General features: G+C 55.4%; 20 protein-coding genes and 1 tRNA gene. 11 read left to right on the top strand and 10 right to left on the bottom strand.

Annotation, left to right across the window (positions count from 1 at the left end; all coding sequences use genetic code 11):
- Nucleotides 1-76 precede the first annotated feature (76 nt).
- Entirely contained in the window at nucleotides 77-1294 is a 1218-nt protein-coding gene (locus tag FBR45_RS25195; RefSeq protein WP_138507242.1) for a tetratricopeptide repeat protein, read from the top strand.
- 68 nt (nucleotides 1295-1362) lie between these two features.
- On the opposite strand, the gene FBR45_RS25200 is transcribed toward FBR45_RS25195, so the two are convergent.
- A complete protein-coding gene (locus FBR45_RS25200; protein WP_077922123.1) occupies nucleotides 1363-1833 on the bottom strand; it encodes an Lrp/AsnC family transcriptional regulator in 471 nt (156 codons plus the stop codon).
- Nucleotides 1834-2006: 173 nt separating this feature from the next.
- Nucleotides 2007-2300: a TIGR03643 family protein gene (locus FBR45_RS25205; RefSeq protein WP_138507243.1), complete on the bottom strand. Its 294-nt coding sequence runs from the start codon at nucleotides 2298-2300 to the stop codon at nucleotides 2007-2009.
- 158 nt (nucleotides 2301-2458) lie between these two features.
- Here FBR45_RS25205 and FBR45_RS25210 point away from each other — a divergent pair, with 158 nt between their 5' ends.
- Complete coding sequence (locus FBR45_RS25210; protein ID WP_138507244.1) at nucleotides 2459-2623, top strand: DUF2256 domain-containing protein; 165 nt, start codon at nucleotides 2459-2461, stop codon at nucleotides 2621-2623.
- 53 nt (nucleotides 2624-2676) lie between these two features.
- A complete protein-coding gene (locus FBR45_RS25215) occupies nucleotides 2677-4344 on the top strand; it encodes a glycoside hydrolase family 10 protein (protein WP_138507297.1) in 1668 nt (555 codons plus the stop codon).
- On the opposite strand, the gene FBR45_RS25220 is transcribed toward FBR45_RS25215, so the two are convergent.
- Nucleotides 4341-5582, bottom strand: a complete 1242-nt coding sequence (locus FBR45_RS25220) for a 4-hydroxy-3-methylbut-2-enyl diphosphate reductase (RefSeq protein ID WP_138507245.1) — start codon at nucleotides 5580-5582, stop codon at nucleotides 4341-4343. The two genes, FBR45_RS25215 and FBR45_RS25220, sit on opposite strands and share 4 nt — an antisense overlap.
- Nucleotides 5583-5706: 124 nt before the next feature.
- Here FBR45_RS25220 and FBR45_RS25225 point away from each other — a divergent pair, with 124 nt between their 5' ends.
- On the top strand, nucleotides 5707-6237 hold the full coding sequence (locus FBR45_RS25225; protein ID WP_138507246.1) for a flavin reductase family protein: 531 nt from the start codon (nucleotides 5707-5709) through the stop codon (nucleotides 6235-6237).
- On the opposite strand, the gene FBR45_RS25230 is transcribed toward FBR45_RS25225, so the two are convergent.
- The 7 genes from FBR45_RS25230 to FBR45_RS25260 all read right to left on the bottom strand — a co-directional run bounded on the left by FBR45_RS25230 (nucleotide 6238) and on the right by FBR45_RS25260 (nucleotide 19161).
- Entirely contained in the window at nucleotides 6238-7770 is a 1533-nt protein-coding gene (locus tag FBR45_RS25230) for a GH3 auxin-responsive promoter family protein (protein ID WP_138507247.1), read from the bottom strand. It lies immediately after the preceding gene.
- 98 nt (nucleotides 7771-7868) lie between these two features.
- Nucleotides 7869-8759 carry a glycerophosphodiester phosphodiesterase family protein gene (locus tag FBR45_RS25235; RefSeq protein WP_171044963.1) on the bottom strand — a complete coding sequence of 297 codons (891 nt, stop codon included), beginning with the start codon at nucleotides 8757-8759 and terminating at the stop codon, nucleotides 7869-7871.
- Nucleotides 8760-8797: 38 nt separating this feature from the next.
- Complete coding sequence (locus FBR45_RS25240) at nucleotides 8798-12322, bottom strand: VCBS repeat-containing protein (RefSeq protein ID WP_138507248.1); 3525 nt, start codon at nucleotides 12320-12322, stop codon at nucleotides 8798-8800.
- A gap of 73 nt (nucleotides 12323-12395) precedes the next feature.
- Nucleotides 12396-13931 carry a RagB/SusD family nutrient uptake outer membrane protein gene (locus FBR45_RS25245; protein WP_138507249.1) on the bottom strand — a complete coding sequence of 512 codons (1536 nt, stop codon included), beginning with the start codon at nucleotides 13929-13931 and terminating at the stop codon, nucleotides 12396-12398.
- A gap of 57 nt (nucleotides 13932-13988) precedes the next feature.
- Nucleotides 13989-17483, bottom strand: a complete 3495-nt coding sequence (locus FBR45_RS25250) for a SusC/RagA family TonB-linked outer membrane protein (protein WP_138507250.1) — start codon at nucleotides 17481-17483, stop codon at nucleotides 13989-13991.
- Nucleotides 17484-17501: 18 nt separating this feature from the next.
- A complete protein-coding gene (locus FBR45_RS25255) occupies nucleotides 17502-18494 on the bottom strand; it encodes a FecR family protein (protein ID WP_138507251.1) in 993 nt (330 codons plus the stop codon).
- A gap of 79 nt (nucleotides 18495-18573) precedes the next feature.
- Nucleotides 18574-19161: an RNA polymerase sigma factor gene (locus FBR45_RS25260; protein WP_138507252.1), complete on the bottom strand. Its 588-nt coding sequence runs from the start codon at nucleotides 19159-19161 to the stop codon at nucleotides 18574-18576.
- A gap of 157 nt (nucleotides 19162-19318) precedes the next feature.
- On the opposite strand from FBR45_RS25260, the gene FBR45_RS25265 reads away from it, so the two are divergent.
- From FBR45_RS25265 to FBR45_RS25295, 7 genes are all read left to right on the top strand, one after another.
- Nucleotides 19319-21745 carry a penicillin acylase family protein gene (locus FBR45_RS25265; protein ID WP_138507253.1) on the top strand — a complete coding sequence of 809 codons (2427 nt, stop codon included), beginning with the start codon at nucleotides 19319-19321 and terminating at the stop codon, nucleotides 21743-21745.
- 54 nt (nucleotides 21746-21799) lie between these two features.
- Complete coding sequence (locus FBR45_RS25270) at nucleotides 21800-22162, top strand: hypothetical protein (RefSeq protein ID WP_138507254.1); 363 nt, start codon at nucleotides 21800-21802, stop codon at nucleotides 22160-22162.
- Between the two features lie 55 nt (nucleotides 22163-22217).
- Nucleotides 22218-22817 carry an OmpH family outer membrane protein gene (locus FBR45_RS25275; RefSeq protein WP_077922109.1) on the top strand — a complete coding sequence of 200 codons (600 nt, stop codon included), beginning with the start codon at nucleotides 22218-22220 and terminating at the stop codon, nucleotides 22815-22817.
- Between the two features lie 594 nt (nucleotides 22818-23411).
- Nucleotides 23412-23873 carry an SsrA-binding protein SmpB gene (gene smpB, locus FBR45_RS25280; RefSeq protein ID WP_138507255.1) on the top strand — a complete coding sequence of 154 codons (462 nt, stop codon included), beginning with the start codon at nucleotides 23412-23414 and terminating at the stop codon, nucleotides 23871-23873.
- 71 nt (nucleotides 23874-23944) lie between these two features.
- The gene (locus FBR45_RS25285) at nucleotides 23945-24460 is read left to right on the top strand and encodes an HNH endonuclease (RefSeq protein WP_077922107.1); all 516 of its coding nucleotides are present in this window, start codon (nucleotides 23945-23947) and stop codon (nucleotides 24458-24460) included.
- A 218-nt stretch (nucleotides 24461-24678) separates the two neighbouring features.
- Complete coding sequence (gene rpsA / locus FBR45_RS25290) at nucleotides 24679-26463, top strand: 30S ribosomal protein S1 (RefSeq protein ID WP_138507256.1); 1785 nt, start codon at nucleotides 24679-24681, stop codon at nucleotides 26461-26463.
- Nucleotides 26464-26610: 147 nt separating this feature from the next.
- Nucleotides 26611-26681, top strand: a tRNA-Cys gene (locus FBR45_RS25295).
- Nucleotides 26682-26803: the final 122 nt, after the last annotated feature.

Genomic DNA, 26803 nt, shown 5'->3' on the forward strand with positions numbered 1-26803 from the left:
TTTCAGTGAAAAATACGCCTGAGCAAACGGACCGGCACCCGTTTACGTTCATAGATTGATAACGAATCACTAACGAATGAAGAAGACTTTGTTGACGGTATGGCTGACGGCGCTGGCCTATTTGGCGCAGGCGCAACTCTATGATCCGTCGGCGTTTGATAAAAAGTACGATGGTCTCCTCAAGCACCCCGGCGTGCAGATTGAATCGGCGGAGGCCATCAACCAGATGTACAACTTCAAGTTCTACGAAGCCGACAAGGAGTTTCGGTGGCTGCGGGTGCGCTATCCGAAACACCCGATGCCGTACTTCATGATGGGGCTGGCCGAGTGGTGGAAAATTGTGCCCAACACCGACGTTACGGACTACGATAACCTCTGCCATGCCTACATGGACTCGACCATTATCCTGGCCGAGCGGTTATACGACCAAAGTGATAACAAGCTGGAGCCTTCGTTCTTTCTGGCGGCTGCCTATGCGTTTAAAGGCCGGCTGTATTCAGAACGAAAAAAATGGGCCAAGGCGACCCTGGCCGGTAAAAACGCGCTCAAGTATTTCGACAAGTGCAAAGGCAATGCTGACTTCAGTCCTGAACTGCTCTTCGGCGATGGGATGTACAATTATTATTCCCAGTGGATTCCGGAGAATTACCCCATCCTGAAGCCTATTCTGATGTTTTTTCCGAAAGGAAATAAGCAGAATGGGATCAGGCAGCTGGAAAAAACGGCTAATTCGGCTTTCTACACCCGCGTTGAGGCCCGGTATTTCCTGCTTCAGATCTACAGCATGGAAAACCAGTACGACAAGGCCTACGAGATGGCTAAATATATGTCGGAGCAGTATCCGGATAACCCGTTCTTTGAGCGGTATTATGCGCGGTCGGCCTTCGTTCAGGGGCGACTGGCCGAAGCCGAGCGGATTTCCAAAAACATGCTGGAGAAAATAGCCCGCTCTCAGTCGGGCTACGAGGGCGTCAGCGGCCGAACGGCGGCTTATATTTTGGGCTACATCAATCAGCTGTTCTACAAGAACCTGCCCGAGGCCAAGAAATACTATCAGCAATCGATTGATTTTGCCCGGCAAACCAATGCTACGAATGCGGGCTACTACTGGTCGTCGGTGCTGGCACTCGGAAAAATAGCGACGGAGGAGAAAAATTACGACCAGGCCCAACTCTACTTCAAGGAGGTGCTGGATAAGTCGGATCGGAAGTCAAGCCAGCACAAGGAAGCGCAGAAGCTGCTCGACGAACAGAAAAAAGCCCGACGCGAAGAGCGCCGAAAGCGGAGAGGGTAAACGAAGTGATGAGTTAGGGGCGGTGAGTTAATAGAACTTTGCTCATCGCCCCTAACTCATCACTTATATCAGGGAATGGGCAGGACTTTGCTTTCTTTGAAGGTCGACATGATCACCATCGTCTGGGTGCTGGCTACTTCGTCTATTTCATTGATCACATCCAGCATCAGCGCCTGATACGAGGCAATATCTTTGGCAATAACCTTCAACAGAAAATCGCCCGAGCCGGTGATGTGGTGGCATTCGATAATCTCAGGAATTTCGTTGGCTTTGTCGACAAACGACATAGTCGTCTCCTTTTTGTGGCCCGTTAGCGTAACCATAACGAAGGTGGTAACGCCGAGGCCTACCTTTTCCCGGTTGAGCTGGGCGTGGTAGCTCTGGATAATGCCCGAGGTTTCGAGTTTTTTGACGCGCTCCAAAGTGGGAGCGGGCGAAAGTCCGATTTCTTTAGATAGTTGGGCGTTGGTAATTTTAGCGTTGGCTTGAAGAATTTCTAGGACGTTGCGATCTATCTGATCTAACTTCTGGCTCGACATAACAAGGTGATCTGTTTGGAACTTGGTTGCAGAACGGCGCAAAGCTACTACCTTTAAAGATAAAATAATCTAAAAAGATATTGGTTTTCTACTATAGGCAGAATAAAGATTGCTGACCCGTTGATTTAGCGGTACAAAACTACGCTAATTCGTCCGGACGCCAAATTACCATTTTAGCGTTTGGCTATCTTGTTGTGTGTCACTATCCTCTGCTGCGTTGACTTGAAACGCGCATCGTCAACGGCCGACCGGAACGCGTGTTTGGTAGCCCGTCCCTGCACCCGCGCCCGCCACATACGCCACGACGACGGCTTCATTTCGCGACGCATGAGCGCAATGACGGCCTGCTCGGGCAAACCAAACTGGGCTTCGATCGCGTCAAACGGCGTACGGTCTTCCCAGGCCATTTCAACAATTCGGTCAATGTCGGCTTCGGTTAGCGCAGCAATTAGCTCGGTGTCTTTCATGTACTTACAACCAAGTAGGGAGGAAAACGTTTGCGGTAATGAATTAGTAACCCATTAAAAAAACAGCTGGCCAGAGCCGCCTGATTTCAGGCTGCACGAACCGCCAAAAGGCTCCCCAAAGCCGTAAACCTATCCGGCGCAACCCGGGTTATTGGCGTATGAAGATGCGTAAGAAAGCCGACCTGCCCACCAAGATCTGCCCCGTATGCAACCGGCCTTTCGCCTGGCGAAAGAAGTGGGAGCGCGACTGGGAGAACGTCGTCTACTGCAGCGATGCCTGCCGGGCCGCCAGTAAAAGAAGCCAGGTTCAGGCCGGAGCGTAAGACTTCTGGTTGTTGTGTCGTTATTTTGGGGCATTGATTTTTATGTCTCCATGATGCGTTCTGTTGCTTTTCTTTTCCTGCTGTCCTGTCTGGTCCTGGTACATGCCTGTCGGCGGCCCGAACCGGTCGTCACCAAAAAACCGACCGGCCCTCCCGTAGCGGCAAAACCCGCTCCCAAACCCGCACCGCCCAAACCCAAACCGGCCCCGTCGGCCGTTCTCGTACCGGCCGATACGCTCGAAGACGATGTTCCGCTGATTGGGCCGGTGCCGCCCAAGCGTGAGTTCCGGGCCGTCTGGATTGCAACGGTTGAGAATATCGACTGGCCCAGCAAAAAGGGACTGCCCGTAGCCGAGCAGCAGCGGGAGATTGTCGAGATGTTCGACATGTACCAGCAAACGAACCTGAACGCAGTGGTGGTGCAGGTTCGGTCGGCGGCCGATGCGTTCTACGCGCGCGGTTCAGAACCCTGGTCCGAGTGGCTGACGGGGCAGCAGGGGCTGGCTCCCCAGCCGTTCTACGATCCGCTTGATTTTATGATCGAACAGGCGCACCAGCGGGGGCTGGAGTTTCATGCGTGGTTCAACCTGGACCGGGCTACGTTTGGCAAAACAGCCAGTGTGGCGCCCAGCAATATTGTTTATCAAAAACCCCGCTGGATGCTGGAGTACGGCGGGCGCAAACTGTTCAACCTCGGTATTCCCGAAGTCCGGACCTACATCGCCGGTATCGTTGCCAACGTGGTGCGCGAATACGATGTAGACGGCATCCACTTCGACGATTATTTTTATCCCTACGCCATTGCCGGCCAAACCCTGCGTGACGATAGCACCTACCAGGCCAATTATAACGGCATGAAAAAAGCCGACTGGCGACGCGACAACGTGAACAAACTCGTGGCCGAGCTGCGCGATTCGATCCGGGCCAACAAACCCTGGGTCAAGTTTGGCATCAGCCCGTTTGGCATCTGGAAAAATCAGAGCAACGACCCCGATGGTTCCGCTACCAACGGTGGGCAGTCATACTACGATCTGTATGCCGACACGCGCAAATGGATTCGGGATGGCCTGATCGATTACATCGTGCCGCAGGTTTATTTCAGTTCGGAGTTTACGCGGGTGCCGTACAAAACGCTGGTTGAGTGGTGGACGCGCAACTCGGGCAAATGTCATCTGTACATTGGCCACGGTGCTTACCGCGTTGGACGCGGGTCGGAACGGGATCCGGGCTGGGCGCGCGCTACCGAGTTTCCCGATCAGATGCGCTACAACCGGCTCCAGCGCATTGTGCAGGGAAGCGTGTTCTTCAGCGCCAAAAACCTGAAATTGAACCCGCTGGCCATCCGTGATTCGCTGCAAACCAATTTTTACCGGCATCCGGCGCTGGTACCGCCCATGACGTGGCTGGATAGCATCGTGCCCCTGCCCCCGCGCGACCTCAAAGCCGCCGATACGCCCGAAGGGGTTGAACTGTTCTGGCAGCAATCGGCCGAGGCCGAGGATGGCGACGGAGCCAGTGCCTACATCATTTACCGGTTTGAAGGGCGCAAACCTCGCCTGCGGCTCGACGATCCGCGCTATATCGTGGCGCGTTGCCAGGGCGAATCGACAACGCGTTTTGTAGACAGGACCGCCGATCCCAAAAAGAAGTACGTGTACGCAGTAACGGCCCTCGACCGGCTCAATAACGAAAGCCGTGAGGTCACCATCCGGGTTCGCTAGACCATAAACTCGCTCATCACCTCGCCAACGGGTCGGGCATCGGGAAAGAAGCCAACTAGCCGGAGCAGTATGCCTTCTACCACCGCGTCGGGGCAGGAAGCTCCGCAGGTGAGCAGTACCGTTACCGGCCGATCGGGCTGCGTTGAAGCCGTCAGGAAATTTTCGGTTACGATCTCCTGTTTGGTGTGGTTGTCGAAATGCCGGATCAGGGTCTCTGACAGAATTTTCTGGTCTGACTCAATGAAGTAGGTCGGCAGTTTTTCGGCGCAGAGTTCAACGATATGCGAGGTGTTGGACGAGTTGTAGCCCCCGGCCACGATGGCAAAATCGGCTTCGTAGGTCAGCAGCGCGTAGGTGGCGTCCTGGTTATCGTTCGTGGCGTAGCAGAGCGTGTCGCGGGTGTTGGCAAAGTGAGCGTCGATCTGGTCGGGCTGGAGCGCATACCGCCGAATCATAACCTGTTTGAGGTAGTCGGCAATGCCCTGCGTGTCCGAAGCCAGCATGGTTGTCTGGTTCACGACGCCGATGCGCTGAAGGTCGCGGGTCGGGTCGAAGCCGTCGGAGTACTGGCCCGCAAACTCGCTGAAGAACTCGGCTGCCGAAGCTTCGCCGGTGATGTAACGAGCCAGCCGCTGCGCCTGCGCCATATCCTTCACTACTACCGTTGGGGCGGCTTCTTTGCTGTGCGAAAAGGTAGCCCGCGTTTCTTCGTGGGTCGGTTTACCATGCACTACAACGGTGTAGTTCTTCTGACCGATCTGCCCGGCTTTGTTCCACACCTTCTCGACAAACGGGCAGGTTGTATCGTATTTCGCCACATCGAGGCCAATGGCCGCCAGCTGTTGCTGAATTTCGAGGGTAGTACCGAAGGCGGGTATGATAACCACGTCATCGGGCGTCAGTTCGGCCCAGTTCACGAGTTGATTACCTTTTGTGTCCATCAGAAAGCGGACGCCCCGGCTCTGCAGGTCGGCGTTCACATCGGGGTTGTGAATCATCTCGCTTAGCAGAAAAATGCGTTTGCCGGGGTTTTCGGCAATGGCTTTGTAGGCGATCTCCACCGCGTTCTCTACGCCGTAGCAGAACCCGAAATGGCGGGCCACCAGAAACCGGACCGGACCGAAGTCGAGCACAGTAGGGGTAAAATCTCGCTTGAGCTTATCCCGTTTCCGCCGGAATTCTTTCAGAGGGGTAATAATGCTGCTGCGGTAGTACTCGGGAATATCGAACGATTTCATTCGGCAGTCGTTAGGGGTCAGCGTATGGTTGCCAACTTCACGTCAAAATTAACCAGACTCATAGAATCAACAATCAGGCTGGCGGCTTCGTTCTGCCAGCGGCCCCCCAATCCTACACGACCTCATGCCCAAGCGCCTGCTGAAATTCAAAAACTACGACGTTCACAGTATTACCACCATCACATCAGACGGTCAGAAAAACGCCAACATCGCTACCTGGGTGATGCAAACGGCCATGGGAGGAACGCACCTGGTGGTAGCACTTTACAAAACCGACTATACCATTGAGCTGGTTCGGGAAAGCGGTATGCTGAACGTCAACCTGCTGGCCACCGACCAGACCAGCCTGATTCGGAAACTGGGCCAGCAATCGGGCCGCCCTGGATCGGGCCGCCCAATCCAGGGCCGCCCTGGATCGGAAGGAAAAAAGAGACAAACGGACAAATTCCGAAAGTTGCCGTATGCGGTCGATGTGCGGGGCTGTCCGTACCTGACAGAAGCCATCGGGTACGCCCAGTGTCAGGTGCTGCACACGACCGACTCGGGTGATCATGAACTGTTTGTCTGTGCGGTGCTGAAGCAGGTGGTGCTCAACCCGGACAAAACCGTGATGACCAATGACTTTATCAAAGAAAAGAAGCTGGTTCGGGGCTGATTACGACCAGTTTCCAACCGAGAACTGGCCCAGAATATCGTCGAGGTATTCGCGGGAGTTGGCCAGGCGCGGCACTTTGTGCTGACCGCCAATCTTGCCGCGCTGTTTCATCCAGGCGTAAAACGTGCCGCGCGGAACAACGTGGATGCGGGGGTGCTTCAGCACGTAGTTATTGTAGCGCTTGGCATCGTAGTCGGAGTTGATTTGCCGGAGGGTTTCGTCCAGAATCTGGTTGAACTGCTGCTGATCGTGGGGGGGCTGCGCAAACTCAATGACCCACTCGTGGCAGCCGTTTTTCCCGTTGCTCATGTAAACCGGCCCGGCGGTATAATCGGCAATGACGGCTCCGGTAGCCTCACTGGCGCGGGTAATGGCGGCTTCAGCATTTTCTACAATGACTTCTTCGCCGAAAGCATTGATGAAATGTTTGGTTCGGCCGCTGACCTTCAGCCGATGGGGGTAGAGCGACGTAAACCGAACGGTATCGCCAACGCGGTATCGCCACAGGCCACCATTAGTCGATACGACCAGGGCGTAATTTTTGTCAAGCTCTACTTCGTCAATGGTCAGGGCTTTGGGAAACGGTTTGTCGGCTTCGGCGGCTGGCACAAACTCGTAAAAAATGCCGTAGTCGAGCATCAGCAGCATTTCGCCAACGCGCGCCATATCGTCCTGAATGGCGAAAAACCCTTCCGATGCATTGTACACTTCCTGGTACCGAACCGTATCGGACGGGAAAATCTGCTGACGGAACAAATCGCGGTACGGTTGGAAATTGACAGCGCCGTGAACGAACAGCTCGAAATTGGGCCATACCTCCAGAATATTCGATTTGCCGGTTCGGGCCAGAATCTTATCGATCAGCACCAGTCCCCAGGTCGGTACGCCGAGCATACTGGTTACGTTTACCTGGGAGGTGACTTCGGCCATGCGCTCCAGTTTGGCTTCCCAGTCGTCCATCAGGGCTACCTCGATGCCGGGGGTACGGATGGCCTGGGCCCAGCTGGGCAGGTTCTTCATAACCACTGCCGATACGTCGCCCGCCACGCCATTTGTACCGGTTGGGTTCGGGTGCAGACTGCCACCAATGGAGAGGCCTTTGCCTTCAAACGTGCGGGTGTCTGGGTTGTTGGCTACGTACAGCGCCATCATGTCCTTGCCCCCTTTGAAGTGACTTTCGTCGAGCGATTCGGGCGTAACGGGAATGAACTTGCTGCGGGCGTTGGTTGTACCCGACGACTTGGAAAACCAGCGTACCGGCGATGGCCAGAGCACTTTCTGTTCGCCCCGCATCACCCGCTCAATGTAGGGATACAGCTCTTCGTAGCTCGAAATCGGCACCTGCTGTTGAAAATCCGCCACCGTCCGAATCGACTGGTACTGGTGGGCCCGTCCCCATTCGGTTCGCCGGCCCGCTCGGATCAGCTGGTCAAATACCTTCTGCTGCACCGCTCCGGGGTGTTTTTTCATGGCTTCGATGCGCGGCAGTCGCCGTTCGAGGAGCCATTTGAGCGTCGTGTTCAGAAGGGTCATGGTGCCAAAATACAAAAAACCGACCTAAACCTATTGGTCAGTCATACAAACTTGAAAAGACGGGGGTTAGTTTGGACTACCCGGGTTGGTGAGGGGTGTCAGAGTCCTTTTGCCCGGTCCGGATAATCGGTAATCAACCCATCGACACCCCAGGCTTTTAGCCGCTCCATGTCGTCGCGCTGGTTTACTGTCCAAGGAATTACTTTGATCTTCTGTTCGTGTAGCCGGGCAATTTTGTCCTGGCTCAGGAGTCGGTAATAGGGGCTATAGATATCGGGTTTAAAGCCCAGTTCTTCGAGGTTTTTTTCGGGGCTACGCAGGTTTTCGACCAGGGCGGCCAGCCTGACGCGGGGGTAAATGCCGACCGCTGCCTGCTGCTGCCAATGCTTCAGAATAGCGAAATCGAAGCTCTGTATGGTCACCCGATCAGCGGGTAGTTGCTTCTTCAGGATGGTCTGCACCAGGTCGCAGAAGGCCGCCGGCCGGGGCTGGCTCGTATCGTATTCCGACGACTCGCTCTTCAGCTCGATGTTGTACGAAAAAGCGGGACCATTATTTACTTTTCGGTAGGCTTCGGCCCGTTCGATCACCTCGCTCAGCAACGGCTTGTAGGTGTTCAGTTTCTGCTGCTCCGGGTAGGCCGAATTGCCGTTCGATCCAACGTCGTATCGCTTTATGTCGGCGTAGTTCATCTGGTACAGGATCAGGCTTTTCTGCTCGCTCTTGCTAACCGGCGTGCCGTCGGGTTTGATGCTGAAAGCTGCGTTGAAATAGGGCTCATGCGACACAACTACCTGACGATCTTTACTGATAACGACGTCCATCTCCAGCGTCGTAACGCCTAGGTCGAGAGCTTTCAGGAAAGCAGGAACGGTATTTTCGGGCATCAGTCCCCGACAGCCGCGGTGGCCCTGCAGATCGAAAGCCGGGGGGGCGGGGTCAACGAAAGCGGTAGCAGCCATGCAAAACAGAACCAGGATGAAACGCATAAACTAGTAGGTTGATCTGCCAAATGTACGGTTTCCGTTTAATTGGATCGCTCTCTGACCACCCGCGACGACTGCGACAGATAGCCCCCGCCCCAGCCGGGTTCGGGTAGCCGCTGGCCCGGCTTTGCTGCGTTGTCGGTACTGGCCTGTCGCCGGTATCTGATGGAACGATCAGCCAGTTGATACGCACGCAGGGGCCCATTGTTCTGGGTCGACACGTACAGCAGCTGCCCACTGGCCAGCAGCACAGCCCCCATTGCTTTAGCATCACCATCGACGAGCAGGCCGGACTGAGCGGGCCGGAGTGTCTTCCAGCTATCCTGACGGCCACCCAGCAGGCAGAGGCCAAGTCCGGCATCCTGATACCCGGATAGGACTTCGGTGGCGTAGTCGTTGCCAATGGTCAGCAGATCCAGCTGATTGTCGTGGTTTAGGTCGGTTGCCAGGGTTCCGAAGATCGGCGAGAACTGCGCTTCGGTGGGAAGCGGTCGCAGCAACAGCGTACCGTTCCTGTTCTCGACATAGGCCGACGCCAGGTAGGTTGCCTGCCGGGTCATAGACTGTTTGCGTTCGTCGCTGGTGAGCAGGTCGGGCAGGGTAAGGTTGCCATAGGCTGCGTAGGAGGTCATCCGCTTCTTGAACGAAGGAATCTGGTCGATCAGGGCGTCGCGCGGGTGGAGCGGGTATTCCCGGTTGCCGTTGAACAGGCCGATGATGGGGTCGAGCGAGCCGTTTTTGTCGTAGTCGGCCGCGTAGACGGAGATGGGGTGGCCGGGGGTTGCCTGCATCCGGCTGTTCAGTCCCAGATTGCCAGCTATGTAATCCAGATCCCCATCGTTATCGAAATCGCCGGGAGTGAGGCTGTTCCAGAAACCGGTAGCCGCCTGCAGAGCAGGTTGCTGATCAGCCTGGTTCACGAGCGAACGCCCCTGCTTGTTCCGGTACAGCGTGATGGGCATGAATTCACCGGCCAGCAGCAGGTCGGGCCAGTTGTCGTTGTCTACATCGGTCCACAAAGCGGCACAGACCAAGCCAGCCTGGGCCAAACCCGGTGCCAGCTGATCGGTAACGTCGGTAAACCGGACCGATGGGGAAAGCCGGGAGCCTGACCGAGGGGTAGTATCGTTACGGAGTATATAACTGCGGGCGGCTTCCGGATACCGCTGGGGCACAACTCGCCCCCCAATGAACAAGTCCAGGTCGCCATCGTGATCGTAATCGGCGGCCAGCACGCAGGAGCCGCTGGCCGTGGTTGGGGGCAGGGCACCGGCCGAAGCCCGAAAGTTTCCGCGTCCGTCGTTCAGGTACAGGCTGTCCTGGTACAGGGTTTTGTTCTGGCCAAACTCGGTGCTGCCGTGTACGGCATACAGATCCAGATCGCCGTCGGAGTCGGCGTCGAATAGCAATACCCCCGTTTCTTCGGGAATTTTTGCGGGTCGGTCGCGCCGGACGAAGGGGCCGCTGGCCTGCTGCAGGAAGAAAGTACCGCTCCGGTTAGCCGCCCCGGCAATGTAAATATCGTCCAGCCCATTGCCGTCTACATCGCCCACGGCCAGCCCTGGCCCGATCTGTGAGTGTTTGCGGGGAAGGGTGGCCTGCTGCTGTTTATAATCGACAAAGTCGTCTTCCTGATGCTGGTAGGCTAGCCCGAGCGCCTGCGTAACGTCGGTCAGCAGGGGGCGGGTGGGCGGCTGTAGCTGCATAAACGAAGCCGGCTGCGGCCGGGCCTGCTGCTGGTTGAGGGTCAGCGTCTGGTTGACCGGCAGATTCCGCAGCGTCTGGCCACTGCCGCCCGGCCACCAGATCCGTAGCGAGTCGATCCGTTGGGCCGGTCCCAGGCCGATGTGCAGTCCTGACTCGACCGACGATTGGTAGCCGCGCTGGCGTGTATGTTCGAGATAGTGGCATTGTCCGCCCGCCCAGACGGCTACTTTAGCGCCCAGTCCTTCGCGATTCCCCGGCCTGCCAACCAGGCTGACGCGCAGAAAGTGATGCGTAGTGGAGTCGGCAGCGGTTTCGGTCGTTTGGTTTCGGTAGAGAAAGGCCTCGCCATTGATATTATTCATAACCAGGTCGAGGTCGCCGTCGCCGTCGAAATCGGCATAAGCCGTTCCGTTGGTGAACGAGCGTTCTGAGAGGCCCCAGTCGGTGGTAACGTCGGCAAAATGGAGGTTGCCCAGATTATGGAAGAGGAAATTAGGTTTGTCGACCGGTTCCAGATCGGCAATGCGTTTGAGCAGGCCGGCGCGCCGGTCGTTGTCGGAGCCGAAGGTACCTTCATCGCGGTTGTAGCTCGTAAAGTCCAGGTCGGTGATGTCTTTGCGGTAGCCGTTGGTGATCAGCAAATCGCGCAGCCCGTCGTTATCCAGATCGGCCAGTAACGCGCTCCAGCTCCAGTCGGTAGCCGACGTACCCGCCAGGTAGCCAATATCCGAGAAATGAGGCAAAGGACTCGGAGCCGCTTTTCCCGGCGAAGACTCTGTCAAACCCCCGCGGTTGAGCTGAAGCATGTTGCGGACATACTGAGGCTGGTAGCCCAGGCGCCGGGCCAGCTGAAACCGGTCGTAGGGAATGCTGGAGAACATGGTCTTCTGCCGAAGATTATCGTCGGGCATCATATCAACAACCGCCAGATCGGTTAGCCCGTCATTGTTGATATCGGCCATGTCGGCGCCCATGCTGTTGTGGCTCTGGTGTTTGAGCAGCTGTGCAATCTGATTCTCAAACCCGCCCTGCCGGTTGTTGATGAGCCAGACGTCATTGGATTGAAAATCGTTGGCGACATAGATATCGGGCCAGCCATCCTGGTTAATGTCATTGACCACCACGCCCAATCCCCAGCCTTCATGAACCAGTCCGGCCTGCTCCGAAACATCCGTGAACCGAAGCGGGCCACCGGCCGGGGTGTCGTTGCGGAACAGCTTGTCGCGGCTGCGGGCGCGACCCTGGTTCTGCGGGCCGCTTACCGTATTTCGATTGTAAATTTCCAGCGCGTTGGTCAGCAGGAACATGTCCTGATCACCATCCTGATCGTAGTCCAGCCAGGTGGCCTGCGTCGAATAGCTCGAATCGGCCAGTCCGGCGGCCTGAGCCATCTCGCGAAACTGCGGAATACCGTCGGCGTTGTTGCCGGTGTTGATAAACAGCAGGTTTGGTACGGATCGGTTACGATCGGGGTGGATGGTCGAGATGTACAGATCCTGCCGCCCGTCCTGGTTGATGTCGGCAACCGACACGCCGGTACACCAGCTGCGCGTTTCTACCCCCGCCGGGCGGGTTACGTCTTCAAACGCAAAATTGCCCCGGTTCAGGTACAACTGGCTCGACACCTGATTGCCTGCGAAGAAAACGTCAGGCCGCCCGTCGCCGTTGAAGTCGCCCACGCCTACGCCCCCGCCATTGTAGATGTATTCGAACTCAAGAACGTTGAGCGAATCGGTTTCGGTGATGGTATTGGCAAATCGAATGCCGGTCTGACTGGCCGTCATCCGATCGAAACGGGCGGTTCTGGACTGGCACCCGGCTAAGCAGGCCGCAAAAATGATGAAGAGCAGGAAGCGCATATGGCAATATAGGCGTACAAAAGCCTTCCCCGTCTGGAGAAGGCTTTTGTAGCGGCACGAAATGAAAGATAACTTAATAACCGGGGTTCTGATCCTGCTGGCTCAGGCGGGCGTTGTTGTCGAGCTCCTGTTGCGGAATGGGCAGCAACTCCTGCCGGTTTCTGACGAAGTAGGCAATAGGCTCGGTGGTAAGCTTGTTCTGGGCTCTCCAGCGCAGGATGTCGCGGTTACGAATCTGCTCGCCCGCCAGTTCGACCCGGCGTTCGTGGACAATGGCCCGGAATACTTCGTTTTTGCTGTTGACCGGATAATTGGTGGTCGGGTAGGGAGGCATCGCTACGCTTTTGCGGCTCCGAACCTGGTTGAGCAGCGCAATGGCCGCAGCGGTATTGCCGGCTTCGTTTTCGCACTCGGCCATGCCCAGCAGTACGTCGGCGTAGCGAATGATTTTCATGTTGATCCCCGACGTGTAGAACGTCTCGGCGTTTTTATACAGCGCCGTGTACTTGCGCCAGCTTACTTTCTGGCTTACCCCGTTGAACAGTTGCGCATTGCCCTGCACATCGGCGTCGGCCAGTACACGGGTACCGTTGTTGAACGAGTCGCCAATGAAGTAAAAATTGAACTTGAGCCGTGGGTCGGTTTTGGCATCGCCCTTCGCCGTGTTCTCGAAGTCGGCCAGCAACGAAGCCGACGGGATCAGGTTACGCCAGCCAATCGGGCTGTATTCCTGACTGCGGGTGGTCGTTTCGTTGGCCCCGCCGTCGTTTCCGTCGCCGTCCCAGTTGAAGTCGCCAATTCTGGAGAAGCCGATCTCGAAAACACCTTCGGGGTTAAACTTGCTTTCTTCGGTGAAATTGTCCGTGTATTCGTCCATCAGCCGGTACTGGCCCGAGCTGATCACCTTCTGGAACTGCGTACGGGCATTGGCGTAGTCACCTTTCTGCATGTATGCCCGTCCCAGCAGGGCCGCAGCTGCCCCAGACGTGGCCCGCCCGAGGTCGTTACCGCTGTAAGAAGCGGGCAGGTCAGCCTGGGCGGCTGTCAGGTCCGCGATAATGGCGGCATATACTTCATCGACGGAGGCTCGGGGTTTGGTGCCGTCAACGGCCGTAACTACGCTGGTGTAGAGGGGTACACCGCCCCACAACGTAACCAACTCAAGATAAGCCAGTGCCCGCAGGAAACGCGCTTCGCCAACGGCCCGTTTGGCCAGGGTTGGGTTATCGTTGACCGTGGCTCCGTTGTCGATAACGACGTTGGCGCGGTGAATAGAGCGATACAGCCCGTTCCAGACCGCGGCCGATACCGCGTTGTTCGGCAGCTGGGCGCCAATCAGAATCTGGTTACGGGGCGCTTCCAGCTGACCACCACCCGTTGCCATGTCGTCGCTGCGGAGGTCATGGGTGAAGAACCACTCGCGCCCGGTCAGGTTCAGACTTTGCCAGATGGCATAGACCGAGTTTACACCAGAAACGAGCTGACTACCCGTTTTGTAGTAGATTTCGGTAGTTACCTGGTTGGGGTTGATCTTATCCAGGCTACTGGTGCTACAGCCCATCAACAGGCTGAGGGCTACAACGCTGGTTGTTATATATTGACGATTCATTTCTGTAAGAAATTTATGGAAATGGCTGCTAATCTGTTTGTTGCGTGTAATTAGTCATTAAAAGCCGAGCTGAAGGCCAATCATCATGGTGCGAGCCTGCGGGAACTGACCATAATCGACGCCGTTGGTCAGCGTTGCGTTGGCCCGTGAGCCGACTTCAGGATCATAGCCTGTATACTTAGTAAACGTCAGAAGGTTAGTGGTTGATACATACAACCGGGCCCGGCTGAGCGTTCCGCGCGACCAGCTTTGCAGGATACCACCCGGCAGGTTGTAGCCCAGGCTCAGGTTCTTCAGCCGCAGGTACGAACCGTCTTCCAGGAAACGATCCGATGTCCGGGTGTTGCCGTTCGGGTCACCGCTGACCGCACGGGGAATGTCGGTGTTGGTGTTCTCGGGCGTCCAGGCGTTAAGCACGCCGGTACCGGCGTTGAACAGCCGCAGCATACCTTCGGTCAGCACTTTCGTTCCGTTATAGATTTTGTTACCCTGTACACCCTGGAAGAACAGCGCCAGATCGAAATTGCGGTAGTTGGCATTGAAGTTTAAACCGTAGTTGAACTTAGGCAGGAAACTACCCAGGTTCACCCGGTCGTTGGCATCGATCGTGCCGTTACCGTCGACGTCAACAAACCGCACATCGCCGGGTTTCGCATTCGGCTGGCTGGCGCCCGACGTGACCTCGCCCGTGTTCTGGTAGATACCGGCCACTTTCCAGCCGTAGAACGACTGAATAGGCTCGCCAGCTACAGTGCGGGTAATGTCATTGCCGCCGAAGTCGGCGTTCAGACCAGCAAACAGGGGGGATACGTTCGGGCCGAGGCTTAGCACCTTGTTGCGGATTGCACTCAGGTTGGCCGATGCGTTGTAGCGAAAAGCGCCCTTCTGTTTGTTATAGCCCAGCTGCAGTTCCAGACCCTGGTTGCGCATGTTGCCGATGTTGACAATGGGCGACTGGGAGTAGCCGATCGAGGGGGCAATGGGCTGGGGCAGAATAAGCCCGTCGGTGTTCCGGATGAAGTACTCGGCCGTCAGGGTAATGCTATTGTTGAACAGGCCCAGATCGACGCCCACGTTGCTCATCTTAGTGATTTCCCACTTCAGCGAGGTGTTGCCCAGGCGGTCGTAGAAAACGCCCTGCGTACGTACACCACCCAGAACGGCGTTGGTGTTCTGCGCTACCGCAACCTGCCAGTCATAGTCGCCAATACCGTTGAAGCCCAGCGAGCCGTAGCTGGCCCGTAGTTTCAGTTCCGAGATAGCCGGTACGTTCTTGATGAACGACTCCTCGCTGATCCGCCAGCCTACCGAAGCCGATGGGAAGTTGCCCCACTTGTTGCCCGGAGCGAATTTCGACGAACCGTCGCGCCGGATCGATGCGCTCAGCAGGTACTTGCCGCCGTATTCATAGTTGACCCGGCCCAGATACGACAACAGGACGTTCTGGTTACGGCCACCCTGCAGCCCTACAGTGGTCGGCGACAGAGCCGATATTTCCCGGATGTCGTTGGAAGGGGCCTGGCCGCTGCCGTTCAGGAAGTTGGAGTTGGCCGCCTGGCGCTCAGCTACCGCCACGGCGTTGAGGCTGTGTTTGCCAAACGTGCGGTCGTAGGTCAGCTGGTTAGAAATCAGGGGCGACACGTACACGTTGCGGTTGTCGGTGATCGTGGCCTGGGTGCGGGCGTTGAAGCTTTCGCTGTAGATGGGCTGGAAGGTAAAGTCGCGGTTCGACACGTAATCGACACCGCCCCGAATGCGGTAGGTCAGTCCTTCAATCAGCTTCACGTCCAGATACGCGCTACCCAGCAATTTGAACTGCTGCGAGTTGGTCCGATCCTGCAAAGCAGCACGAACCGGGTTTTGCGGGTCAGACGCGTCTGCGCCATCGGGACCCCGGTAGCCGCCGGGCAGGAACGGATCTGTAACCGGCATGTAGGGCGTCATCCTGATCATGTTCTGCACCTGCGTACGGCCGCCGGCGCTCACCTCGCCATAGCGGTCGCTGTAGGCCAGGGTCAGCGCCTGACCAAACGTGAATCGCTTGCTGATCGTGTGGTCCGAGTTGAGCCGGAAGTTACCCCGCTTGTAGTTCGTACCGATCATGATACCATCCTGGGTGAAGAAACCAACCGACGACAGGAACCGAGACCGCTCGTTACCACCCGAGAGCTGGATGCTATGCTGCTGAATGGCGGCATTTCGGAATACCTCGTCCTGCCAGTTGGTGTTGGTTTGCGCGTAGGTCTGGGTAGCACCCGTGTAGATGGGGTCGTTCATATTCAGGAAGCGACGCGGCCGCGCATCTACCGGCGGGCGGTTAGCCGCCAGGGCCGCATCATTCTCTGCATTTTGCAGCAGCGCCGTACCAAATTGCAGGTACTGGTCGGTATTGAGCAGGTCGAGCTGCCGCCAGGCGCTCTGAACACCCGCGTAGCCGTCGTAGCTCACGTGGAGCCGACCGTCGGCTTTACCTTTTTTGGTCGTGATGACGATAACCCCGTTGGCCGCCCGCGATCCGTAGATGGCCGCTGCACTGGCATCTTTCAGCACATCGACCGACTCAATATCCCGTGAATCGAAGTTGTTGAGGTCGCCGGTCGGGAAGCCGTCAATGACGTAGAGCGGGTTAGAGGCAAACAAAATAGAGCCGATCCCCCGAATACGCACGATGGGCGACTCGCCGGGCGAACCGTTGTTCACAACGCTTACCCCCGGAACCCGGCCCTGAATAGCACTTTCGATGCTGGGTACGGGCAGCTGCGTTACTTCCTGCGCGGAGATTGACGAAATAGCGCCCGTTACCGACGCCCGCTTCTGGGTACCGTAACCAACAACAACTACCTCCGACAGGGCTTTCACGTCGTCGAGTAAGGTAACTGAAATCTGGCTGCGATCGCCAACTGGTACCTCCTGCGACACGTAGCCGACAAAGCTGAACACCAGCACTCCACGGGCCGGTACGTTGATGGTAAAGTTACCGTTGGGGTCGGTGGTAGTACCCCGGTTGGTGCCTTTCACCAGAACGCTGACGCCCGGAATACCCTGACCGGTTTTGTCAACTACACGCCCGCTGATGTCGGCCAGGGGCTGGGAGGAGGTGGTGGTCCAGCCAATCTGTTCCAGTTTGTCGAGCGTTCGCGACGGTATACCCAGGGCTTCGGTAGGCTGGCTGGTGCCGGTCTGTACCTGTTCGATTTTCCGAAAAAGCCGGGGCTGTTTGTCTTTATTCGAAACGATGGCGTAGAAGTTAGGCTGTATTTTCCGGAACGAAAGGTCTTTTCCGGCCAGCAGCGTCGTCAGCTCAGTTTCCAGATTGTTGCCAGACTGGCGGCCCACCATTACCTTGGTTTCGACCAGGCTGGATGGGTAAATAAAGGATACGCGATAGCGTTGCTCCAGTTCGGTCAGCGCTTTCCGAAGCGTAAGCATGCGGGTGTCGCTCGCTCTGGCCTGTAAACTGGTGTACCGACTCGTTGACGCGAGCAGCTGTGCTCTGACCGATCCAATTCCGATCAGCAACAGCAGCCACAGGGTAGATAGTATTTGCTTCATAACAGATTAATTGATTGATTATTGAATGAGAATCTGATTGCCCTTCCGCGTGATACGCAGATCGAACAGGGTGGATAGACCGTTTAGAATGGTTTCTACGGAGTTGTTGGGCACGCTGCCCGACAGGGTTTGCCGGCCCAGCTCCGGATTGGTAATGACAACATCAACACCGTATGTTTCCCGCAGCATATCGGCCACTTCCTGCAGGGTGGTGCCCTCGAAACGGAGTTTGTCGGCCTGCCACGACGACTGTACCGCCGGGTCGACCCGTTTCCGGTAGTAAATCCGCTTGTTGATATCGGCAAAGACCAGATCGCCGGGGCGCATGATCAACTTCTCTTTAGCGCGTTCACCAACGTCGAGCCGGATTTTACCATTGGTCAGGACCACTTTGGCCCGGCTGGCGCGGGCCAGCACGTTGAACTGCGTGCCAAGCACCTCAATGTTGAGCTTGTTGGGGAGGTGAACAACAAAGCGCTCGTGGTTCTGCTGGTGGGTAACCCGGAAGAAGCCTTCGCCATCGAGCCACACTTCGCGCGCCTGGCCAGGGCGCCACTGTTCAGTAAGCCGCAGCCGACTGTTGCCGTTTAGGGTTACGACGGAGCCATCGGAAAGGGTGAGGGTACGAATTTTCCCAAAGGGCGTCTGGTAGGTTAGCTCAGCGGGCTGGCGCTGGGTATACAGCCAGAAGCTGCCGAGTGCGATCAGCAGGGCACCCACAAACACAGCCGCCCAGCGCATAGGCTGTCGCCAACTGGTCAAGGGTCTGATAACCGGAGTTGGCTGGGCAGATAGTGACTGCCGGGCCTCGTTCAGGCGTTGCCAGAGCGGATCCGCTGCGGGGGCCGAAAGGGGTGAGGTGGTTTGCCAGTTAGGCTGACCAAACTGCTTATCGAGTCGGTTGACCAGGTACGCACGGCCCTCATCTGTATCGAACCAGGTCAGAACACGCTGGGCTTCTTCGGGCGTAATCTGGTTGGCAAAATACCGATTGAGTACATCGTCTGTCATAGGGTATAGGAGTCCGTTTACTCACCATACACCACAGCTTGTAGAAAGTATTATTGGAATCAAAAAAAAAGTTCTGATTTTAATGATATAGGCTGCTCAGCACGGCAATCACCAGCGTAGGCAGGTCGGCATGATGCCGCAGGTAGTCGCGCAGAAAGCGACAGGCGTGGTAATAGTGAATTTTAACCGTATTGATTGAGATGCGAAGTTGTGAGGCCACTTCTTCGTTGGTCAGCCCGACTTCGGAGCGGAGGGTGAACACCAGCCGGCGCTGGGCTGGCAGCAGCTGCAGGCCCTGACGAACAACCGAGCTGTATTCATTCAGGGTAATTGACTCTTCTGTCGAGGTATCTGCTTCGGGCAAAAGTGCCTGCCGCTCAATATGCCGCAGAATGGCCCGCCTGTCGTCGCGAAGCCGGTTGATGATCTGATTGCGCATGGCAGTAGCCAGATAGGCTTTTATCGACTGCGATGCGTTGAGCTGGGTTCGGTGGGTCCAAAGTTTCAGGTACACCTCCTGCAGCGCGTCTTCGGCCAGTTCCGGATCTTTCACGTACTGAACGGCAATACTGTACAGATAACGATAGTACCGTCGGAACAGCGTTTCAAAGGCTGTTTCGTCGTGTTGACTCAGACGATACGTTAGTTCGGCATCCGTTACTTCCATGATAATTCGGCAGTCATTCCCAACCCACTAGCTCTTATAGAATTGATCGTAGACAAATGTAAAAAAGAATAAGTCTGGTTAGTATAAGAATACTTTTTATTTGCTGGGTGCAATCGTAAACTTGCACTTCCAATCGGGAATTCGCCCCACTTCACGCATGCGCTACATTAAAGCTTCGTTCTTTATTCTTCTGACTATTTTATTGGTTTACGCATTGAACCGCACCTGGGGTGTAGTGCCGGCTTTCGGGCCTTTATTGAGTCCGTTTGTGGGTTTCTGGCAAAATGCCGAGACCACCGAAGCCGCCGATGAAGAGCTGATCCTGAAAGGCACCCGGGCACCCGTCACCATTGTGTTCGATGACCTGGCTATTCCGCACGTATTTGCGGAGAACGACCGCGACGCTTATTTCGCGCAGGGGTACCTGACGGCCCGTGATCGGCTCTGGCAGATGGAATTTCAGACACACGCTGCCGCCGGGCGCGTGGCTGAGATTGTAGGCGATCGGGCGCTGGAGCTGGACCGGTACAACCGGCGGCTGGGCATGGGGTTCGGTGCCGAGCGGTCCGTTAAGGCCATGCTGACCGATCCGCGCTCGCGGGAGTCGGTAGAAGCATATACCGCAGGAGTCAATGCGTACATCAGTCAGCTCAGCCCGGCTCAGTATCCGCTGGAGTATAAACTGCTCGGCTACAAACCCGAACCCTGGCAGACCATCAAGTGCGCCTATTTTCTCAAATACATGTCGGGGGTGCTGGCACTCGGGGCCGATGACCTGAATATGAGCAATGTGCTGCGCCGGATTGGCCCGGCGGCTACCGCCGATCTGTTTCCGGATTATCCGTTTCGCGAAGATCCGATCATTCCGGTCGGCACGTCCTGGGATTTTAAACCAGTTGCTGTACCGGCCACTCCGCCCAACGCGTTTACCAGCAGCGAGCCGCTGGCTATGAAATGGCCCGACCACGACCCGGCTATCGGCAGTAACAACTGGGCCGTTGGGCCGCAAAAGTCAGCCACCGGCTATCCTATTCTGGCCAACGACCCGCACCTGTCGCTCAGTCTGCCGTCTATCTGGTACCAGATGCAGCTCGTTACTCCGACCATGAATGTATACGGGGCCACCATGCCCGGCGCACCGGGGGTGATTATCGGGTTTAACAAGCAGGTGGCCTGGGGCGTCACCAACGTGGGGGCCGACGTACTCGATTTCTACCAGATACGTTTCCGGGATGCCTCGCAGCGGGAGTACTGGCACGACAACCGCTGGAAACCCGTTACCCGTCGTATCGAACGGATCAAGGTGAAAGGGCAGGCCGACGTGATAGACACTGTGCTGTATACGCACCATGGCCCCGTTATGTACATGGCTGGCCAGAAACCGTTCGCCAAAAATGTTCCGGTGGGGTATGCCGCCCGCTGGATCGCCCACGAAGAGTCGAACGATTTTCTGACGTACTACCTGCTCGACCGGGCTAAAAACCACGCCGATTACCGCGAAGCACTGCGTTATTACGGAGCCCCTGCCCAAAACTTCGTGTTTGCCGATGTAGCCAGAGACATTGCCATCTCGCCCAATGGCCGCTTTCCGTTAAAGTGGAAAGATCAGGGTAAGTTTTTGCTGGATGGTACCAACCCCGCTCACGACTGGCAGGGCTGGATTCCAGCAGCGCATAATCCGCACGTGAAAAATCCACCGCGCGGGTTTGTCAGCTCCGCTAATCAGTCCTCTACCGATCCAACCTATCCGTACTATATCAACTGGCAGTTTGCCCCCTATGAACGGGGCGTGCGTATTAACCAGCGGTTAGCGCGCATGAAACAGGCTACCCCCGACAGTCTGCGGCAGCTACAGAATGACAATATGAACGTGCGGGCGGCTAATGCTCTGCCCGTGTTTCTAAATTATGTACAGCCGCAAAAACTGACAGGCCAGCAATCCAACGCGCTGGCGGTGCTCAAAGCCTGGCGATACAACAACGATGTGAGCGAAATAGCGCCGACCATCTTTACCGAATGGACGCGGCAATGCATGGAAGCAGTCTGGAACGATAACTTTCCGAGCAACGACTCCACCACCCTGCGCTACCCTAGCTTTGACCGTACGCTCCAGCTGGCCGAGAAAGACCCCGGTGCCAACTGGTTCGATGATGTTAACACGCCCGCCCGCGAAACGATCAACGATGTGCTGACGCAAAGTTTCCGCGCGGCTGTCGATTCGCTGACCCGACAGCACGGCCCGCTCGGTACGTCATGGCAGTGGGGGAAGCACAAAGCCACCCGCATCAGTCACCTGGCCCGGCTCGACGCGCTCAGCGCACTGAACGTGCAGATTGGCGGGGGCGGTGGAATCGTGAACGCCACGACCGAGCGTACCGGCCCCTCCTGGCGGATGGTGGTAGCCCTCGGCCCGAAGCCCAGAGCTTACGGAGTGTATCCGGGTGGGCAGTCCGGTAACCCCGGCAGCCCGCACTACCTCAACATGCTGGAGACCTGGCGTACGGGGCAACTCAACGAATTGCTCTTTTTGCTGTCGGCCGATGAGAAGCATGTCCGGATCAGGCGCCGGGTCACGATAAAATAAAGTCTCGATCAGTTCAGTATACCAATCAATGCGACTACGGGTCGTTTCTGGAATATGCGTCAAATCATTGCTATTGCTGTGCTGAGTTTGCTGGTGCAGCTCGTTTTTCCCTGGTGGAGTCTGGCCGTTGTGTCCTTTGCTGTTTGCTGCTGGCGTAGCCCGGGGGCGGGGCGTGCCTTTTTGTATGGCTTTGTCGGGGTGGGTATTGTCTGGCTGCTGTACGCCCTGATGATACAGCTCCGCACCGACGGTGTTTTTGTAGGTCGAATGAGCGAGTTGCTTTTCAGAACGAACGGAGGAGTGCTGCCGGTTCTGGTAACAACATTGGTAAGCGGTCTGGTGGGTGGTTTAGCCGGAGCGACCGGATTCTTTGTCCGGCAGGCCAGCGGAAATCAAATCGAAAATCGTATTTCCTAATCGTAAATCCCTATACCTTTGTACGATAAACAAGTCACTAACTAATTCATTTATCGTGAAGAATGCTTCGTTGATTCTTAACGTCGTCCTGACGATTGCCGTAGCCGTACTGTATTACCTGCATTTTAAAGACCGCCAGCCCGAGACGACTGCCGTGACCAAGCCAGCCCAGGCTAAGGGGAAAGAAATTGTTTACGTAAACGTTGACTCGCTGCTGACCAAGTACGAGTATTTCAAAGACACCCAGAAAGTACTCGAGAGCAAACGCTTCCAGCTGGAAAACGATCTGGCCTCTAAAGGGCGCAACCTGCAGAACAAGGTGGCCTTTTTTCAGCAGCGGGCCGCTACCATGACGCAGGAGCAGGGTCGGGCTACCGAAGCCTCGCTTCAGAAAGAGCAGCAGGACATCCTGGCTTTCCGCGAGCGCGCAGCCCAGAATCTGGCCGCTGAAGAACAGGCGAAGAACAAGCAGCTTTATGATCAGATCTACGATTATCTGAACAAGGTCAACGCACAGAATAAATACCAGTTCGTGTTGGGTTACACCAAAGGCGGTGGTATTCTGTTCGCAAATCCCGACGCCGACCAGACAAAAACCATTCTGGACGGGCTTAATAAGGAATACAAAGACAAGCAGGCTCAACCCAAGAAATAGCCCGATCGGCTCAGGGCCAACCGACAAAAGGGAATTTGTCTACAGCGGACAAATTCCCTTTTGCTGTTTTAGTCATCTGATAGGTAGGTGCTGTTCCGAAAAATGGCACGATTATTGGTCCTGTTAACGACCTATTTTTTGTGGTGACACTGTATAGCCGTTAATTGGATTTCAGATTTGGCATAGCCCTAATTTTGTTTATTTCCCGGTATTCCTGTGGGTTAGGCATTGTTTTTGCTTAAAAATTAAGCAATCCCGTTTTGATGAGTCATTGCTTCTGACTGGAGAAAAGGCCAACACCGCCTGGGTTGGGCCGATGCCGTAACAAGTCTTGAGGCTGTGACTTCGTTACCACTCTTCGGGGTGTCAACATCGGCCTACCCAGGCGACCTTTCCCCGACGAGACAGTATTTTCGCCTGTTCCCGCAAACCTCCCTCCGCTTCCCGGTGTTTGTGTTCTTACCTGGCTACCTTTGTGGCCATTTCTCGGTTTATATTTTGGCGTTCATGCCCGACCAATGCGGGTCGGCACAGAAACTGAGTGCAAACAGCATCTCATTTCCTGACCAGTATACTGGTTCAACCTTTGCATACATGGCCTCCGCTTCTATTGTTAAACAAGTTGATATCCGCAATCGCCGGGCTTCGTTCGAGTACTCGTTTCTCGAAACCTACACCGCTGGCATTGTGCTGACCGGTACCGAAATCAAATCGGTTCGGCAAGGAAAAGTAAATCTCCAGGATGCGTACTGCCTCATTAATGGCGAAGAGCTGTTTATCCGACAGATGAACATCTCGCTGTATTCTGAAGGCACGCATTATAATCACGAGCCGCTGCGCGACCGTAAACTCCTGCTCACCAAACGCGAAATCAGACGGCTTACCGAAAAACTAAAGGATCAGGGACTGACCATTGTACCGATCCGGATGTTTACCAACGAGCGTGGTTTTGCGAAGGTCGATATTGCTCTGGCAAAAGGTAAAAAGCTGTACGACAAGCGGGATAGCATAAAGGAACGGGAGGTTGAACGGGATCTCCAGCGCGAGCGATACTAATTTTCCACAAATCTTGTCGTTTTGTGGATAAGTCTGTAAATTGCTACCGTACAGAGGCATTCAAACGCGATATGGGCAGGAAAGTATTAGTCTTAAATCAAGATTACAGCGCACTCAGCATCTGCTCCGTTCCCAAAGCATTTTTGCTGGTTTACTTAGACAAAGCCGAACTCGTTGCCGAATCGGAGCAATTTATGCTGCGAACCGTTTCTGCCGAGTTTCCGATGCCGTCGGTTATCCGTCTGCACCGGTACGTGAATCTGCCCTACAAAGGCGTCATGCTAACGAGGCAGAATATTTTCAAGCGCGATGGGCATCGTTGTCAGTATTGCGGCACGCCGGAAGACCTCACGCTTGACCATGTTATGCCAAAATCGAGAGGAGGCAAAACCAGTTGGGATAACCTGGCTACCGCCTGCAAACGCTGTAACTCCAGGAAAGGAGATTACACGCCCGACGAAGCTAACATGAAACTGCGCCAGAAACCGTTCAAACCTACGTTTCTGGTTTTTTTACGCGAATTTTCGGGCTCCATAGAAGAAAGCTGGATGCCGTTTCTAGCTAGGAAAGAAAAAGCGTTTTTATAAAAAAACAGTAGCCAGGCAGGGAGGCCGACAGAAAAGACGGGGTAACCGCTTCTTTTCTGTCGACCTCCCTGCCTTTTTTACGGCCCGTCAGAACTTTTTGCCCGAAAAGATTGCTTACCTTTGCAGTCCTTTTTCAAGGATAACAATCTATAAACCAAAAGTCAGCGCGCCATTGACCCAGCGCCTGATGTACCGAGTGGGTCAGGAAACCATTTTTTATGAGCAAAACGCAGCAACGCGAACTGCCGGCATTTGATTGGGACCGGGCAGACAACAAAGGATTTGGAAGTGGCTATTCGGATGACGAGCGCAACCGGATGTTAGAACTCTACGACAACACCCTGTCGGAGGTTAAAGAGAAAGAAGTGGTGATGGGAACCGTAGTTGGGATCACGGACCGGGAGGTACTGCTCAACATCGGATTCAAGTCGGACGGGTTGGTGCCAGCTTCTGAATTCCGGGATCTGCCGGACCTGAAGATGGGTGATGAAGTTGAAGTTTACGTAGAAAATCAGGAAGACCCGAACGGTCAGCTGGTGCTCTCGCGCAAAAAAGCGAAAGTGATCACCGCCTGGCAGAAAATCCAGAAGGCGCTGGACGAAGACCTCGTTATCGATGGCTTCGTAAAACGCCGGACCAAAGGTGGCCTGATCGTTGATATTTACAGTGTAGAAGCGTTCTTGCCTGGTTCGCAGATCGACGTGAAGCCGATCCGTGACTTCGATATTTTCGTTGGCAAGAAAATGGAGGTTAAAGTCGTCAAGATCAACTATGCAAACGACAACGTCGTTGTTTCGCACAAAGTACTGATCGAGAAAGACCTCGAAGCACAACGTGCTCAAATCCTGAACAACCTCGAAAAAGGGCAGGTACTCGAAGGGGTGATCAAGAACATGACCAACTTCGGTGTGTTCATCGACCTCGGTGGCGTAGATGGTCTGCTGCATATCACGGATATCTCGTGGGGCCGTATCAGCCATCCGTCAGAAGTCCTGCACCTCGACCAGAAAGTCAACGTGGTTGTACTCGACTTCGACGAAGACAAGAAGCGGATTTCGCTGGGTATGAAGCAGCTGCAGGCCCACCCATGGGATGCGCTGTCGGACGATATTCAGGTTGGTTCGAAAGTGAAAGGCAAAATCGTAAACGTAGCCGATTACGGCGCGTTCCTCGAACTGATGCCGGGCGTAGAAGGCCTGATCCACGTATCCGAAATGTCGTGGTCGCAGCACCTGCGCAACCCGCAGGAGTTCCTGAAAGTTGGCGATGAAGTAGAAGCACAGGTGCTGACGCTGGATCGTAACGATCGGAAAATGTCGCTGGGCATCAAGCAACTGACCGAAGATCCCTGGACCCGCCCCGAACTGCGGACCAAGTATGCGATCGGTACCAAGCACAAAGGTCTGGTGCGCAACCTGACCAACTTCGGTCTGTTCCTCGAACTGGAAGAAGGTATCGATGGTCTGGTACACGTATCGGATCTGTCCTGGACCAAGAAAGTAAAACACCCATCGGACTTCATCAAAGTAGGTGAAGAACTGGAGGTTGTAGTACTAGAACTGGACGTTGATAACCGTCGTCTGGCCCTGGGTCATAAGCAGCTCGAAGAAAATCCTTGGGATACGTTCGAGTCTGTATTTGCGGTAGGTACCATTCACCGGTGCACGATCCTGAGCAAAAACGACAAGATGGCTACGCTCGAACTGCCCTACGGCATCGAGGGCTTCTCGTCGCTCAAGAATCTGGGCAAAGAAGACGGTACCTTCGCTGAGGTGGGTGAAAACCTCGACTTCAAAGTGACCGAATTTTCGAAAGAAGAGAAACGCATCATGCTCTCGCACACGAAAACGTGGCAGGAGAAAAACGAGCCGGTAAAAGAGCAGAAGCCGAAAGCCCCCAAAGCGCAGTCGACTTCGACCTCCAATCAATCGGATCGTGGCGCAACCTTGGGTGATCTCGATGCCCTGGCTGCCCTGAAAGAGCAGATGGAAGGCCGCAACTAAGACCTGTTGCTACTGTTCTACTTAGATAGTATCGCCCCGGTATTACCAAATACCGGGGCGTTTTTTTGGCGTGACTTTTGCCTGCGATAGATAAATACCTATATTTGCAGTCCCGAATCGAGGAGTTATCATGTGTTCGGGTAAAATGGTTCCGTGGCCGAGTGGCTAGGCAGAGGTCTGCAAAACCTCGTACAGCGGTTCGAATCCGCTCGGAACCTCTCCGATTATGATTGCCATTTGGCTATTCTTTGCAAAAGAAGCCGAATGGCAATTTTTTTTGCAGAACACCCAAATAAACAAATCGTTATCAGTCGGTACGGCGAATCAGAATTGGCGCTGC

The organism is Spirosoma lacussanchae, assembly GCF_005870035.1.
GTDB lineage: Bacteria > Bacteroidota > Bacteroidia > Cytophagales > Spirosomataceae > Spirosoma > Spirosoma lacussanchae.